This is a genomic window from Roseibium sp. AWQ4_290 (genome assembly GCF_056160985.1).
In genome coordinates, this window is sequence record NZ_JBSWYG010000018.1 from 21,577 (window position 1) to 36,075 (window position 14,499).

16 protein-coding genes are annotated in these 14,499 nt (G+C 61.3%); 9 read left to right on the forward strand and 7 right to left on the reverse strand.

Features of this window, described 5'->3' with window-relative positions; translation table 11 throughout:
• Position 1 precedes the first annotated feature (1 nt).
• The 4 genes from ACXAH0_RS17895 to ACXAH0_RS17910 are packed head-to-tail and all read left to right on the forward strand — an operon-like array spanning position 2 to position 2,969.
• Positions 2-1,201 (forward strand): vWA domain-containing protein, encoded by a 1,200-nt coding sequence (locus ACXAH0_RS17895; protein ID WP_475181515.1) that lies wholly within the window; start codon positions 2-4, stop codon positions 1,199-1,201.
• Between the two features lie 19 nt (positions 1,202-1,220).
• Complete coding sequence (locus ACXAH0_RS17900; protein WP_475193672.1) at positions 1,221-2,105, forward strand: XdhC family protein; 885 nt, start codon at positions 1,221-1,223, stop codon at positions 2,103-2,105.
• A gap of 27 nt (positions 2,106-2,132) precedes the next feature.
• Positions 2,133-2,717: an SRPBCC family protein gene (locus tag ACXAH0_RS17905; RefSeq protein ID WP_475193677.1), complete on the forward strand. Its 585-nt coding sequence runs from the start codon at positions 2,133-2,135 to the stop codon at positions 2,715-2,717.
• 57 nt (positions 2,718-2,774) lie between these two features.
• Entirely contained in the window at positions 2,775-2,969 is a 195-nt protein-coding gene (locus tag ACXAH0_RS17910) for a hypothetical protein (protein ID WP_475181501.1), read from the forward strand.
• Between the two features lie 90 nt (positions 2,970-3,059).
• Here the strand turns inward: ACXAH0_RS17910 and ACXAH0_RS17915 are convergent, their stop codons facing one another.
• The 5 genes from ACXAH0_RS17915 to ACXAH0_RS17935 all read right to left on the reverse strand — a co-directional run bounded on the left by ACXAH0_RS17915 (position 3,060) and on the right by ACXAH0_RS17935 (position 8,194).
• Positions 3,060-3,710, reverse strand: a complete 651-nt coding sequence (locus tag ACXAH0_RS17915) for a peroxiredoxin (RefSeq protein ID WP_475181496.1) — start codon at positions 3,708-3,710, stop codon at positions 3,060-3,062.
• 298 nt (positions 3,711-4,008) lie between these two features.
• Positions 4,009-5,034 carry a trans-3-hydroxy-L-proline dehydratase gene (locus ACXAH0_RS17920; protein WP_475193683.1) on the reverse strand — a complete coding sequence of 342 codons (1,026 nt, stop codon included), beginning with the start codon at positions 5,032-5,034 and terminating at the stop codon, positions 4,009-4,011.
• A gap of 32 nt (positions 5,035-5,066) precedes the next feature.
• Complete coding sequence (locus tag ACXAH0_RS17925) at positions 5,067-6,317, reverse strand: NAD(P)/FAD-dependent oxidoreductase (protein WP_475193689.1); 1,251 nt, start codon at positions 6,315-6,317, stop codon at positions 5,067-5,069.
• The gene (locus ACXAH0_RS17930) at positions 6,314-7,246 is read right to left on the reverse strand and encodes a 4-hydroxyproline epimerase (protein WP_475193693.1); all 933 of its coding nucleotides are present in this window, start codon (positions 7,244-7,246) and stop codon (positions 6,314-6,316) included. Before ACXAH0_RS17930 ends, ACXAH0_RS17925 begins: the two co-directional genes overlap by 4 nt.
• A 6-nt stretch (positions 7,247-7,252) precedes the next feature.
• Positions 7,253-8,194 (reverse strand): dihydrodipicolinate synthase family protein, encoded by a 942-nt coding sequence (locus ACXAH0_RS17935; protein WP_475193698.1) that lies wholly within the window; start codon positions 8,192-8,194, stop codon positions 7,253-7,255.
• A gap of 217 nt (positions 8,195-8,411) precedes the next feature.
• Here ACXAH0_RS17935 and ACXAH0_RS17940 point away from each other — a divergent pair, with 217 nt between their 5' ends.
• A complete protein-coding gene (locus ACXAH0_RS17940; RefSeq protein ID WP_475181474.1) occupies positions 8,412-9,071 on the forward strand; it encodes a GntR family transcriptional regulator in 660 nt (219 codons plus the stop codon).
• A 24-nt stretch (positions 9,072-9,095) separates the two neighbouring features.
• The gene (locus ACXAH0_RS17945) at positions 9,096-9,944 is read left to right on the forward strand and encodes a beta-keto acid cleavage family enzyme (protein ID WP_475193703.1); all 849 of its coding nucleotides are present in this window, start codon (positions 9,096-9,098) and stop codon (positions 9,942-9,944) included.
• On the opposite strand, the gene ACXAH0_RS17950 is transcribed toward ACXAH0_RS17945, so the two are convergent.
• Together ACXAH0_RS17950 and ACXAH0_RS17955 are read right to left on the reverse strand one after the other, a co-directional pair.
• Positions 9,905-10,543 carry a glutathione S-transferase family protein gene (locus tag ACXAH0_RS17950; RefSeq protein ID WP_475193709.1) on the reverse strand — a complete coding sequence of 213 codons (639 nt, stop codon included), beginning with the start codon at positions 10,541-10,543 and terminating at the stop codon, positions 9,905-9,907. The two genes, ACXAH0_RS17945 and ACXAH0_RS17950, sit on opposite strands and share 40 nt — an antisense overlap.
• A gap of 82 nt (positions 10,544-10,625) precedes the next feature.
• Positions 10,626-11,243, reverse strand: a complete 618-nt coding sequence (locus ACXAH0_RS17955) for a glutathione S-transferase family protein (protein WP_475193713.1) — start codon at positions 11,241-11,243, stop codon at positions 10,626-10,628.
• Between the two features lie 293 nt (positions 11,244-11,536).
• On the opposite strand from ACXAH0_RS17955, the gene ACXAH0_RS17960 reads away from it, so the two are divergent.
• From ACXAH0_RS17960 to ACXAH0_RS17970, 3 genes are read left to right on the forward strand one after another with little or no spacing between them, the layout of a single operon-like run.
• Positions 11,537-12,601 carry a LacI family DNA-binding transcriptional regulator gene (locus ACXAH0_RS17960; RefSeq protein WP_475181458.1) on the forward strand — a complete coding sequence of 355 codons (1,065 nt, stop codon included), beginning with the start codon at positions 11,537-11,539 and terminating at the stop codon, positions 12,599-12,601.
• Positions 12,602-12,639: 38 nt separating this feature from the next.
• Entirely contained in the window at positions 12,640-13,635 is a 996-nt protein-coding gene (locus ACXAH0_RS17965; protein ID WP_475193718.1) for an ABC transporter substrate-binding protein, read from the forward strand.
• Positions 13,636-13,693: 58 nt separating this feature from the next.
• Positions 13,694-14,497: an ABC transporter permease gene (locus ACXAH0_RS17970; protein ID WP_475193722.1), complete on the forward strand. Its 804-nt coding sequence runs from the start codon at positions 13,694-13,696 to the stop codon at positions 14,495-14,497.
• Positions 14,498-14,499: the final 2 nt, after the last annotated feature.

Genomic DNA, 14,499 nt, shown 5'->3' on the forward strand with positions numbered 1-14,499 from the left:
TATGGCCGCCGCTGTTGCCTTCGAAACGGACAAGGATGTTGGCAGTGTCCTGCGCCTGCGCTTGGCCGGGTTTGTTGCATCGCTCCGGGAAAACGGCTTTCGGGTCGGCATGCGGGAAACGGAAGACGCGCTTCTTCTCCTGCGCTCCCCGCTGGCCTGCAAGCCCGAAACTCTGAAACGGGCCTTGCGCTGTCTTTTCTGCGGCCGCCGCTCCGACTGGACCCGGTTTGACGCCCTATTTGATGTCTATTGGTTCGCGAAGGGGCTGAAATCCGCTGTCAAAGTCACCGGCACCAGCCCGAAAAAGGGCCTGAAGACCCTCCGCGATCTCATGGAGACCCAGGGGGCACGGCAGGACACCATTGCCGGGGATGTGGAGCGCCAGCCGGGGGAAGAGGAAGATACGGGCGATGCCCCGTCCGGGCGGCGGGAAGGAGCCAGCTTGGCGGAACATCTCAGCCAGATGGATTTCCGAAAGCTGCATGATCCTGAAGCCGTCGCAAAGGCGCATGCGCTCGCCGAACGGTTGGCACAGTCCATGCGTATCCGCCTCACACGCCGTGACCGGCAGACACGCAAGGGCCCCCGGCTTGATTTGCGCCGGACCATCCGCCAGTCGGTGGCGCATGGCGGCACCCCGATTGACCTTGTCCGCAAAGGGCCCCGTCAGCGGCAGTTGAAACTTGTTATCCTTCTGGATGCCTCCGGCTCCATGAACAATTATACGGCTGTCTTCACCCGTTTCATCCATGGCCTGCTGGACAATTTCCGTCAGGCCGAAGCGTTTTTGTTCCACACCCGGCTGGTTCACGTTTCGTCTGCCCTTTCGGAACGGGATGCGGCCCGGGCCCTCGACCGGATGGGCCTGATGGCTCAGGGCATTGGCGGCGGGACAAGGATCGGGGAAGCCCTAACCGACTTCAACCGATGGCATGCCGCGCGGGTGATCCATTCTCGAACCTGTGTTCTCATCCTGTCGGACGGCTATGACACCGGCGCACCGGACGCCCTCGGTGTGGAAATGGCCCGGCTCCGGCGGCGCTGCAAACGCATTGTCTGGCTCAATCCCTTGCTTGGCTGGCAGGGCTACGAGCCCACTGCTGGGGGAATGGCAGCGGCGCTGCCCCATATTGATCTGTTTGCGCCCGCCCACAATCTCGACAGCCTTGCCGCGCTCGAACCGTATCTGGCCAGGTTGTGACGCCATGGGAGAGGATCCGATGAAGCACATATCCGTTGAGGGGGCTCCTTCGGACGCCCCTCCAGCCCTGACCGGCGATCTTCAGCCGCTCATGGCGAGATTGCAGCAAGACAGCCTTCCCTATGCCCTTGCCACTGTGGTGCGCACGATTTCAGTGACAGCCGCCAAGGCGGGAGCCAAAGCCGTGATTGCGGACGATGGAACGATAGCCGGAGGCTGGATAGGCGGCGGCTGCGCGCGCTCCGCCGTAGTCAAGGCGGCCCGGGCCGCCCTTGAAGATGGTGAAGCCCGCCTCATTTCCATTCAGCCTGAAGATCTTCTGGCGGAAAAAGGCCTCACGGCTGGAGACGAGCGCGATGGGGTGCAATTTGCCAGAAACATGTGCCCCAGCCAGGGCACAATGGACATCTTCATCGAACCCGTTCTGCCCCGGCCCAGCCTGATGATTTGCGGCGCAAGCCCGGTGGCCGTTGCCCTGTCACGGCAGGCACCCGCCCTTGGTTTCGACGTGACTGTCCATGCGCCTGCGGAGGATCTTGAGGCCTTTGCCCCGCCCCTGCGGCGCAATGAGGGCTACACACTGCGGCCGGGCAATGGAGAAACCTTCATTCTTGTGTCGACGCAGGGGCGCGGAGATCAGGCCGCGCTTGAAGCTGCGCTGGCGGTATCGGCCCGGCATGTCGGTTTTGTCGGCAGCCGCCGCAAGATCGCGGCCTTGAAGGACAAACTGCGCGGCAAGGGCCTCGCTCAGACGACTCTGGACCGTATCAAGGGACCGGCAGGGCTCGACCTCGGCGCCATCACACCGGAGGAGATCGCCCTGTCCATTCTGGCTGAACTTACCCAGATCCGGCGCCAGAACCAGCGACAGCCCCACCCGCAAACCGCACACTCAAACAATTGACCGCTCATCCCATCTGGAGACAAACACATGCAAATGAATGACAGCCAGCGCATCAACGCCCCCCGGGAAACGGTCTGGGCCGCGTTGAACGATCCGGAGGTCTTGAAGGCCTCAATTCCGGGCTGCGAGGAACTGACCAAACAGTCTGATACGGAGATGGAAGCGAAGGTCAAACTGAAAGTTGGGCCGGTCAAAGCCACGTTCGGCGGCAAGGTCACCTTAAACGATCTGGATCCGCCAAACGGCTATACGATTGAAGGGGAAGGCTCAGGAGGGGTTGCCGGATTTGCCAAAGGCGGCGCCAAGGTCCGGCTAGAGGAAGACGGGCCGGAAGCAACCATTCTGCACTACGAGGTGGATGCGAAAGTCGGTGGCAAACTTGCCCAGCTCGGCGCCCGCCTGATCGATTCCACATCCAAACGACTCGCGGGCGAGTTCTTTGCTGCCTTTGCCGAACAGATTGCCCCCACCGATATGCCCGAGGAGCAATCTAACGCGGAAAAAGAGGGGGCAGGCTCTGAGAAGAAAGGCTGGCTCGGCGGTCTCTTTGGCGGCCGGAAGGCCGAAGAGGAACTTGAAGCAGACAACCGGAACGAAAAACAGGTTTCTTGATCTTTTTCCCGCCCGGAGGGACACTGTCCGGGCGCTTCTTTCCAGAGGGAGGATAGAATGCTGACAGTCCGGATTTCGGATGGAGCCACCGCACTCCTTCGTGAGATTCACGAAGACCCGTCCTTGCTGATCGCCCTTGCAGCGGGCTGCGCCCTGACTGCATTTCTGGTGACCGCCCATGCCTGTTGCATTGGCCTTACGGCCCCCGATCACTTGTCGGCGCTGCTGCAGATCTGTTCAGGGGCGCGCTGACCCCAGCGGCTTGGGCGGGGCTTGCATCACGTTCCGGCAGCCGCAGACGCGGCCGCCGGTCGTACAGTCACAGGTTCTGGGACCGGAGACTTACTCTGGCGCTTTCACCTTGCGCAGATAGGGCAGAACCGCGTCGAATTCGCCAAATTTAGCCTTGGCGTCTTCATCGCTGACGCTCGGCGGTACGATCACGTCCTGACCCACAACCCAGTTGGCCGGAGTTGCCACGCCCTTGGCGGAGGTCTGCAACGCATCAAGCGCACGCAAGACTTCCTCGAAATTCCGGCCGACGGTCATCGGGTAAGTCATGGACAGCTTCAGCTGCTTGTCCGGTCCAATAATGAAGACGGAGCGCACCGTTGCGCTGTCCGCCGGGGTCCGCCCGTCCGGCAGATAGGCTTCTGCGGGCAGCATGTCGAACGCCTTGGAAACCTCAAGGCTCTCATCGGCAATAATCGGGAAGGCCGCCGTGGCTCCGCCGACCTTCTCGATATCGCCTTTCCATTTACGGTGGTCTTCAGCACTATCGACCGACACGCCAATCACCTTCGTGCCGCGTTTGGCCCATTCATCGGCCAGCTGGGCAACCGACCCGAATTCGGTGGTGCAGACCGGCGTAAAATCTTTCGGATGGCTGAACAGGATCGCCCAGCTCTCGCCGATCCAGTCGTGGAAGGTGATCTGGCCCTGATCCGTTTCGGCAGTGAAATTGGGGACCGTATCGTTGATGCGAAGGGACATGAAACTCATTCCTTTTGATGAACAGGCGGAGACGGACAGCCAAGTCCCTCTCGTTTCAGCCTAGCCACCCTGATCTGAAGTTCGTTTCATTTTCCAGCGAGTTCAGAACGAACTTCAGATTCATGGGGGGTGACTAGCAAGTCTATGTTTCAAGTGTGGTTTTCGGAATTGAAATACGCTTCGGCGCGCGCTGCACAAATGAGGCCCATTTCAATTCCACCACACTAGAGGTAAGCTTTCTTTATAAGCGCCACAATGAAATTTTCTGCTTAGGACCCGAGATATCTCAGGGACGTTTCTAAGCACCCCAAGTGTCGCTCAACCGGTAGCCTGCAGGCCAGGGATCGTCCGGGTCCAGCATGTGCTGATGGGTGCCGGTGATCCAGCCCCGTCCGCTGACCTGGGGCACGATGGCCGGCTGGCCGCCCACCCTGGTTTCGCCCAGAAGTGTCCCGATAAAGGTGGAGCCGATGATGGAGGTGGCTTCGAAGGTCTGCCCGGCGCGCATCTGGCCCCGCGCGGCCAGGAGCGCCATGCGGGCGCAGACCGCCGTGCCGCAGGGCGAGCGGTCAACCTTGCCCGGCTGAATGGCAATGGCAGAGCGGCCGGCAAAGCCCGTTGCCGTTTCCTCAAGTGGTCCGCAAAAGGCGCAGAATGAAATGTGGCCCCAGTCCGGATTGTCCGGATGGGAAAAGCCAAGCTGTTCATTGGCCGCCCGGGTGATCTGTGCCCCCAGCCGGGCTATGTCGGCCGCTTCGCTTTCCTCAAGCTCAAAGGACAGGGCCTTGGCGTCGACCATAACGAAACTGTCGCCGCCAAAGGCGGTGTCCACCCGCAAGGTTCCAAGCCCCTCGACTTCCAGACTGGCATCCAGCCTACTCGCAAAGCTGGCGACATTCTGCACATGGATGCGCTTCGCCTTGCCATTGCAGCAGTCGGCCCTGACCCGCACCAGGCCGCCGGGCGCTTCCAGCAACAGCTCGGTCACCGGCTCTTGCATAGGCAAAATGCCGCTGTCCAGAAGAACCGTCGACACGCAAATGGAGTTGGAGCCGGACATGGGCGGCGTGTCTTCCGGTTCCATGATGATGAAGGCCGCATCCGCGTCCGGGTGTTTGGGCGGCACCAGCAGATTGACATGGCGGAAGACACCACCGCGCGGCTCGTTCAGCACAAAATTGCGTAAGGTCCCGTCCTCGGCAATGAAGCGGCGCTGCTCCCAAAGGGTGTCGCCGGGTGGAGGCGCGACTCCGCCGACAATGACATCGCCAACTTCGCCTTCCGCATGGCAGGAAATCACGTGAAGGGTCTTTGTGCTGCGCATCGTCTTTCCTTTCCCTAAAGGCCCCGCCCGCCTTAAAACCTGTCCGCTGCGAACGCACCTATTGGGATCTCCGGAGGTGTTCCGCCAACCAAAGAAGCGACCAGCCGGGCCGTGCCCGCTGACTGGGTCAGGCCCAGATGGCCATGGCCAAATGCATATACAACTCTTGGCTCGTTCGGAGACCTGGAGATCACCGGCAGGCTGTCGGGCAGCGACGGGCGGAAGCCCATCCATTGCTCTCCGTCTTGTGTTTTCAAGCCGGGCAGGAAGGTCTTGGCCTTGCGCACCAGGATTTCCGCCCGTTTGAAATTGGGCGGCAGATTCAGCCCGCCCAGCTCAACCGCCCCGCCAACCTTGACGCCCTGGTTAAGGCGGCTGACAACAAAGCCGTGCCTGGAGAAAGTGAGGTGGGTCTTCAAATCGAAACCCGCTTCGGCAAAAGACGTGTTGTAGCCCCGCTCGGTCTCCAGCGGAATCCGGTCGCCGAGAGTTGCGGCCAGACGGTGGGACCATGCCCCTGCGCAAAGCACCACCTGCTTTGCCAGATGGCTTTCCGAGGAGGTCTGCACAAGAACGGCGCTCTCCTGCGGCCGTAGCGCGCTCACCTCTGCCGGCTCGATCCGCCCACCCCGGGCCAGAAAAATCCCGCGCAGATGGGTGAGCCAGCGGGCCGGGTCGCTGGTATTCATCCATTCCGGCGTGAAACCCGCATGGGTGAAGCGCCGGTCCAGACCGGGCTGGATCTCAGCAATCGCTTCCGGAGTTTCCAGCAGCTCAAAGGCAATGCCGTGGTCCCTGCGCAGATCCCAGCTTGCCAGACTGGCCCGATAGTCCCGCACGCCCTCATAGAGCTGCAACTGGCCCTCCCGGTGGATCAGCGGGCTGGCATCGGTCTCCCGGATCAGGGTTTCCAGCGCGTCTTTGGACAGGGTCATCAGCGCCACCTGGGCGCTGACCGCCTGATGATAGCGGTCCGGACGGCTGGCCCGCCAGAAGCGCAGCAGCCAGGGGGTGATTTTTAACGCATAGGCCGGTGGCACGGACAAGGGTCCGAGCGGATCGAGCAGCCATTTTGGCGCCTTTGCCATGATGCCCGGGGTTGCCAGAGGCTCAACTTCGGGAAAGGCAAAGGCACCCGCATTGCGCTCTGACGCCTTCACTGCGCCATCGGCCCTGTCGATCACCAGAACTTTCCGGCCCTGGCTTTGAAGCGCCAAAGCCGCGGTTATTCCGGTAATTCCAGCCCCAATGAGGATGATATCCTCCGCTGGCTGGCCGCTCACAGTCGGAGACCTTGCCGGTACGGGTCGGACGGATTGAAGATCAGCCGTGTTTCCCCGGTGACAAAAGCCTGACCGGTGATTGCGGGGATCACGCCTGCGTCCACCCCCGGCTCGTAACTGGCCCGGTAGAGGCTGCCGACAATGCTTTCCTGCACCCAGTCCTGACCGGGCTCAAGCAGTCCGTCGGCCGCAAGACAGGCCAGCTTCGCCGAACATCCGGTGCCGCAGGGCGAGCGGTCATAGGCACCGCCAGGGCACAGGACAAAATTCCGGCTATGAGCTTCTGCACTTTGTGGCGGGCCGAAAAGCTCAATGTGATCAATCCAGGCCCCGTCTGCTCCGGTGATCCCGCTCTCTTCCAGCGCGTTGCGGATCTTCAGCGCCAGATCGGTGAGCGGCCTGATATTGGCCGGATCCAGCCCCACCGGGCTGTCCTTGACCAGAAAGAACCAGTTGCCACCCCAGGCGACATCGCCGGTCACCAGCCCATGGCCGGGCACCTCCACGGTGACATCCTTGTTCAGCCTGTAGCTTTCCACATTGCGCACGGTCACCGTATTGGCGTCATGGAGCACGATCTCCACGACACCGACCGGGGTTTCCAGCTTGTGGCGCCCGGGTCTGATGCGTCCCTGATAGGCAAGCGTCACGCCAAGGCCAATGGACGCATGGCCACACATGCCGAGATTCTGCAACGTGTTGAAAAAGATCACCCCGGCCACACAGTCCGTCCGCTCCGGCGGCACCAGCAGTGCTCCGACCATAGCCTCATGCCCGCGCGGCTCCATCACGATCGATGCGCAAACATCCAGATAATCTGCTTCCAGCCGGGCTGCGCGCTCTGCAAGCGGTCCCCTGCCGAGATCCGGGCCACCATCCACCACCACGCGGGTCGGCTCTCCGGCCGTATGGCTGTCAATCACGCGCATTGAGCGTCATCCCTGCTTCGTGGACCAGTCCGCATACCAGCTCTTGAACAAGCGGAATTGCGCTTCGGCATAGGTGCGCTGCGCATCGGTCAGACGGTCGGACTCGTTGAAGTGCAAACGATAGGCGTCTTCGCCGTTCAGCACCATCAAATGTTTGTAGAACAGCACAAGGTCCGGGCCTTCATCAAAGCTGGAAAGAACCGCCAGCGCCTCTTCCAGCTCCTTGGCCCGGTGGCGCGCGGTCACATCCCCGGTGGCAGCCTGTTCGCACAGGCTGACCAAATGTAGAATTTCCTTTGGCAAGGCATTGCCGATGCCGGTGATCGCACCGCCCGCACCGCAATTGACATAGCCATGGAACACGGCCGTGTCGACGCCGACCATCAGCGTGATCTGGTCATCCTGGGACGTGATATATTCCGCTGCGTAGCGCAGATCGTCCGGACCGCCAAACTCCTTGAACCCCACAAGGTTCGGGAAAGTGAGGCGCAATTCGCAGAAAAGATCCGCCCGGGTGGCGAAACCATAGTAGGGGCTGTTGTAGATCACCGCCGGAAGCCCTTCCGCCGCCGTCAGAATGGCGCTGAAATGATCTCTCTGGGCGGCCACGGAACTGCCCCGGGACAAGACTCGCGGGATTACCATCAGCCCCTTGGCCCCAACCCGGGCCGCATGGGCGGCATGGGCGGCGGCGAGGGTTGTATTGACGGCCCCGGTGCCCACAACAACCGGCACGCCGGCATTTACCAGATGCTCCACGCCGGTCATGCGCTGTTCATCGGTCAGCAGCGGCCAGTCCCCCATGGAGCCGCAATAGACAACTGCCGACATGCCCGCCGCAATCAGCTCCTGTCCCTTGCGCACAAGCGCCTCATAATCCGGTGTGCGGTCAGCCTTGCAGGGCGTCATCAAGGCGGGCATGCAGCCGGAAAAAATCGAAGCAGTCATGGATTTCTCCTTTAGGGAAAACGGCCGCCCTACCCGGTCTCAGTATAAGAAAAACATTGGGTCGGCCTGCTGATAATATTGATAATCTGGATTGGATCCAATATTCAATATAAAATAATCAAAATGAGAAAGCCCACCCCTCAGGGTCCGGACTCTGCCCGCCCTGAGGGGCACGGGACGCAGCAAGCGAGAGGCCCGGCGTCCGGGAGACGACAAGATGAAACTGGCAGCAGTGGATATTTCAGCGACCGCATCGTCCGCCACGTTGATTTTCAATGCCTTGCGGGACGCCATTATTCAGGGGCAACTGGAGGAAGGAGCCCCCTTGCGGCAGGACGAGATCGCCCGTCAGTTCAACACCAGCCGCATCCCGGTCCGCGAGGCCCTGTCTCGCCTTGAGGAACAGGGGCTGGTGAAGACCCAGCGCTACAAGGGCGCGGTGGTGGCTGGGCTGTCGCCTGAGGAAACCGCTCAGGTTTTCGATCTCAGAGCCCTGATCGAACCAGAAATCATCCGCAATGCGGTGCCGCGCATGCCCAAAGACGTGCTGGCCCGGGCCCGGGAAAAATGCGCGGCCTTTTCCGCCTCCAGCGCGCCGATGGACTGGGGCAATCTCAACCGCGCCTTTCATGAAACGCTCTACAGCGCCAGCAACCTGACCTATTTTAAGGAAGTGGCCCGCAATGCTATCGACCGGGTGGAGCGCCAGATCAGGGCCCAGCTGATCCTGTCCGACGGCATGGACCGGGCGGACCGGGAACACATCGCCATCCTGAAGGCCTGTGAGGCCGGGGATGCCGATCTGGCCGCCCGGCTCACCCTTGACCATATCAAGGGCGCAAAGACTTCGCTGCTTGACCAGCTCAAAACGCTTTAACACCTGCACCAGACGACCCTGACCATGACCACTCTGCTCCCGCTGCCCAAAATCCTGCTTGCGCCCAACGGGGCCCGGCGGGGCAAATCCGCGCATCCAATGCTGCCGGTGACAGAGGACGAGTTGATCGCCGCGTGTGTCACCAGCGCCAGGGAAGGTGCGGGCGGCGTGCATGCGCATATCCGCGACGCAGACGGTCTGCACAGCCTTGACCACGACCGCTACCGCTTTCTGATGGCCCGGCTTGCAGACGTTTTGCCCGGCTGGTTCGTACAGATTACCAGCGAGAGCGCCGGGCGCTACACCGCTGAAGACCAGCGGGTCCTGATCCGCAGCCTCCGGCCCAAATACGTCTCGGTTGCCCTGCGTGAATTCCTTCCCGAACCTACGGCCCTCCCAGCGGCCCGGGACTGCTATCACTGGGCCCACGACCATGGTGTGCAGATCCAGCACATCTGCTACGGACCGGAAGACCTTCACCGCCTGATCGATCTGATCGGGTCAAAGGCCGTGCCTGGACAGGAGCATCAGGTTCAGCTGGTTCTGGGCGCTTATGACGGCAGCAAGGTCAGCCGGTCCAAAGATATTGCGCCCCTGATCGCCCCGATGACGGCTCTGGCGGGGGAACTCCGCTTCGACTGGATGCTGTGCGCATTTGGCAAGGAAGAGACCGGCTGCCTTCTCACGGCCCTGGAACTCGGGGGCAAGGTGCGTATCGGCTTTGAAAACAGTCTCTGGAGCCCGGATGGCAGCCTTGCACCGGACAATGCCGCAAGGGTTCGCGAACTGGTGAGCCTGGCCCGTGAACGCGGCCTTCTGAACCCGCCCGCGCATCAGGGCAGCGGAATATCCGAGACGAATTTGGGCACATGATAGCCGCGCTGGACGGCTGGCCGCTCTGCAATCCGCAGGTACCAGTCGCGCACAAAAGGAAAATCGTTCAGGCTGATCTCTTGCCACTCGAACCGGGAGATCCAGGGCCAGCAGGCCACATCGGCGATCGAATAGCTGCCGCGGCCGTCTCCGGCCAGATACTCACGGCCATCAAGCCGAGTGTTCAGGACCTTGTAGAGCCGCTGCGCCTCTGCAGAATAGCGTTTTTCGGCATAGTCCGAGACGCCCTTGTTGTATTTCACGAAATGATGCACCTGGCCCAGCATCGGCCCCAGCCCGCCCATCTGCCACATCAGCCATTCCAGCGTCTCCCAGCGCGCCGCGCCTTCGGGCAGGAAGCGTGCGTGCTTTTCCGCCAGATAGAGCAGGATCGCCCCGCTTTCCATCAGCGAAACCCCGGTCTCCCGATCATAAATCGCCGGGATCCGGTTGTTGGGTGAAAGTTTCAAAAAGGCCGGGTCATGCTGTTCCCCGGCCGTGATGTCAACCGCATGAACCTCATAGGCCAGGCCCAGTTCTTCCAGCATGATGGACACCTTGCGGCCATTCGGCGTGGTCCAGGTGTAGAGATCGATCACGTTTGCGCCTCCATGGCTGTCTTTCGGGCACCGGGCCGGTTGTGGCAGCGCCTGGCGCAGCGCCAGACGCGCCTATTTGGCACTATGATACTTTGAAATCCACCATCACACAGGACCGGTAGGCAGGACGCTCGCACAGGCGGTCATAATAGGCGCGCAGATCCGGCAGATCCGTCTTGTCAAACGCCATTTCGAAATAGCGATAGAGCAGGCTGCCGATCTGGAAATCCAGCAGGTTGAGCGCATCTCCGCCGAAATAGGGTCCCTTGATCCGGCTGGCAACAATCGGCATGGACTGTTTGAGCGCTGCCACCGCCGCCTCAATGGCCGGACCGTTCTGCTGGTCAACCGGTGTGCGGGTGAGTTGCCAGAAGAGGGTCGGGACCAGGGGCATATAGACATGCTGGCGGGCCATGTCGGCCCAGCGCTCGATCTGGGCTGCAGCCATTGGATCGGAAGGGTGGCCGCCATGGCGCCGCATGAGATAACGCAGGATCGTGGTCACTTCTGACAGAACCTGGCCGTCCTCTTCCAGAACCGGGATCAGACCCAGAGGATTGAGGGCCAGAAAGTCAGGCGTATCGGTTCCACCGAACGGGCCGCCCACATCCAGCCGCTCATAGGCAAAGCCGAGCTCCTCCAGACACCACAGGACAGGCTGCACATTTCCGGACGTCACCCGCCCGTGAACCTTGATCATCTTTTTCATTTCCTTGGCTGATGGCCCGTTCCGGGCCCTTGAATGCGCCGTGCAAACCCTGCTGCACCGAAGCCCGGACAGTGTGCCCGGTTCAGCCGCGCCCTCAAAGTGCCTTATCCAGCAAAAACATAACCCTGCGCCCTGAACTATTTGCCCATCGTCCGCATGGCCAGCATTCCTTGAGAAACACGCTGCGCTTCAGAAACTGCGGCTTTCACTCAGGCTTTCATCAAAGTGACATGCCTGCCGGGCTAGAGTATTGGAAACGTTTCCAAGGATGGATTGATCTGACTTTGTCTTCACGTGCGCCTACCATCAAGGATGTTGCCGAAAGGGCCGGTTGCGGCATTGCCACGGTCAGCCGCGTTCTGAACGGCAGCGGGGCCGCAAGCGCGGATACGAAGGCAAGGGTGCTGACTGCCGCCGAAGCCCTCGGCTTTGAATTCAATGCTCTTGGCCGGTCCTTGCAAAGCCAGTCCACCAAAACCATCGGCTGCGTCGTGCCCTCGCTTGCCAATCCGATTTTCGCTGATGTGGTGCAGGCCGCCCAGCGGGAAGTCCTTCGTGCGGGCTACCAGCTCATTCTGGCCTGTTCGGAATATGATGAAGACCAGGAATTGAGCGCGGTGCGCACCCTCTTGGCCAAGCAGGTCGACGGTCTGATCCTGACCGTCAACAATGCAGCCAGGAGTGACGCGCTGGAATTGGTCAACCGGCGCGGATTGCCCGCCTCGCTGGTCTATAACCGCCCCGTTCTGGGCTTGCCTTCCTGGGCGGTCGACAACCGCCGGGCCGCAGGCGAGGTGGCCGCAGCCTTTCACCAATTCGGCCATGTCCAGACCGGGTTCCTGGCGCTGCGCTTCAAGCGCTCCGACCGCTCCCGGGAGCGCTATGAAGGCTTTACCGCCACCTGCCGCAAACTTGGCATGGCGGAGCCAATCTTGCTGGAAATCGAGGAGCAGGACGGCACGATGCTGGACCGGCTCGAAGAACTTCTGACCACCCACGAGGATTTGACGGGCATTTTTGCTTCAAACGACTATCTGGCGCTGGCGGCGATGAAGGCCGCCACGAGTTTGGGGCGCAGTCTGCCACAGGACCTGTCGATCATCGGTTTTGACGGCATTGCCACCGGCCTCATGGTCGAGCCCAATCTGGCGACCGTGGTCACAAATCCCAAGGCCATGGGCGAAGGTGCAGCCTGCACCGTGCTGGCCCGGCTGAACGCTTCGTCTGCGCCCCGCCCTCCGGCGGCGGACCAGACCTTCCACTTCCGGAGCGGCGGCTCACTTGGACCGCCGCCTCCCGGAAAGACCGATGGCAGAGAAGCTGCAACTTCTCCGCCATCTAAGACGTAACCCCCAGAACCGGCTGAGTTCCATCAGGAGTCACTGACATGAAACGTACACTTATTGCATTGGCCGTGACAATGGCCGCCGTGCTGCCGGCCAAGGCCGACGACGCTGTTTGCTACAATTGCCCGCCGCAATGGGCGGATTGGGCGTCCATGCTGAAGGCCATCGACACAAAGCTCGGCATCAAGATGCCCCATGACAACAAGAATTCCGGTCAGACCCTCAGCCAGCTTCTGGCAGAGAAGGACGCGCCGGTCGCCGATGTGGCTTACTACGGCGTGACCACGGGCATCAAGGCCGCCAAGGACGGGGTTGCCGCTGCCTATAAGCCGACAGGTTTCGATGAGATCCCGGACGGTCTGAAAGATCCGGAAGGCAAATGGTTTGCCGTGCATTACGGCACGCTTGGCTTTTTCGTGAATGTCGATGCTCTGGGCGGCGCCCCGGTGCCGCAGTGCTTTGCGGACCTGACCAAACCGGCCTATCGCGGTATGGTTGGCTATCTTGACCCGTCCTCCGCCTTTGTCGGCTATGCAGGCGCCGTTGCCGCCAACTTTGCCTTTGGCGGCGATCTTGAGAATTTCGATCCTGCCGTCAAATACTTCAAGGATCTGGCCAAGAACGACCCGATTGTTCCCAAACAGACCTCCTTTGCCCGGGTTGTCTCCGGTGAAGTCCCGATTCTGTTCGACTACGACTTCAACGCGTATCGCGGCAAATATGAAGAAGACGGCAATTTCGAATTTGTGCTGCCCTGCGAAGGCTCCATCCGCGTTCCTTATGTGATGAGCCTTGTAACCGGGGCCCCGCATGAGGCCGCAGGCAAGAAGGTTCTGGATTTCATCCTGTCCGATGAAGGCCAGGCGATCTGGACCAACGCCTATCTTCAGCCCGCCCGCCCGGTGAAACTGCCGCAGGACGTTGCTGCCAAATTCCTGCCCGCCAGCGACTATGCGCGCGCCCGCGCAGTGGATTACGCCCAGATGGAACGCGCTCAGGCCGGTTTCGGTGAGCGCTACCTGAACGAAGTCAAATAACCAAAGACCGGCGGCCCGGGGTCATCAGGCCCCGGACTGCCCTTTTTCAGGAACACCCATGTCCCCCCGCACCTTCACGGCTGCCTGCCTGGTGCCGCTGGCGGTCTTCACACTGGCCTTTCTGGCCCTGCCGCTTGTCCGGCTTGTCCAGGGGTCCGTCGAAACGCAAGCCGGCTGGCAGATATACCTGCAGATCCTGCAGACGCCGCGCTATCTGGAAACCCTTCTGAACACAGTGCTTGTGTCTCTTGCCGTCAGCCTCGCCGCACTGGCCATTGCCACAACCGCAGGGCTGTTTCTGGCCCGTAACCGCTTTTTCGGCCGGGGCCTGCTGCTCTCAGTCCTGACGCTGCCGCTGGCCTTTCCCGGAGTGGTGATCGGCTTTCTGATCATTCTCCTGGGCGGCCGCCAGGGTCTTGTGAATCATCTGCTGCCGGGCCATGTGGTCTTTGCCTATTCCCTGACCGGTCTGTTTCTAGGGTATCTTTATTTCTCCATTCCCCGCGTGCTTCTGACGGTGATGGCGGCTGTCGAGAAGCTGGACCCGGCGCTGGAAGAGGCTGCCCGCACCCTGGGCGCGCCGTCCTGGCGGATTGTCCTTGATGTCATTCTGCCCGGACTTGCCCCGTCTCTGGCCGCCGCCGGGGCCATCGCCTTTGCCACCGCCATGGGCGCTTTTGGCACCGCCTTCACGCTGGCCACCAACATCGATGTGCTGCCCATGGTCATCTATACGGAATTCACCCTGTCTGCGAACATCGCCATGGCCTCCGCCCTCTCCGTTCTGCTGGGTCTGGTGACCTGGCTGATCCTGCTGACGGCGCGCAGTTTTGCGGGCAGCACCGTTGCGGCGGGGGGCTGACG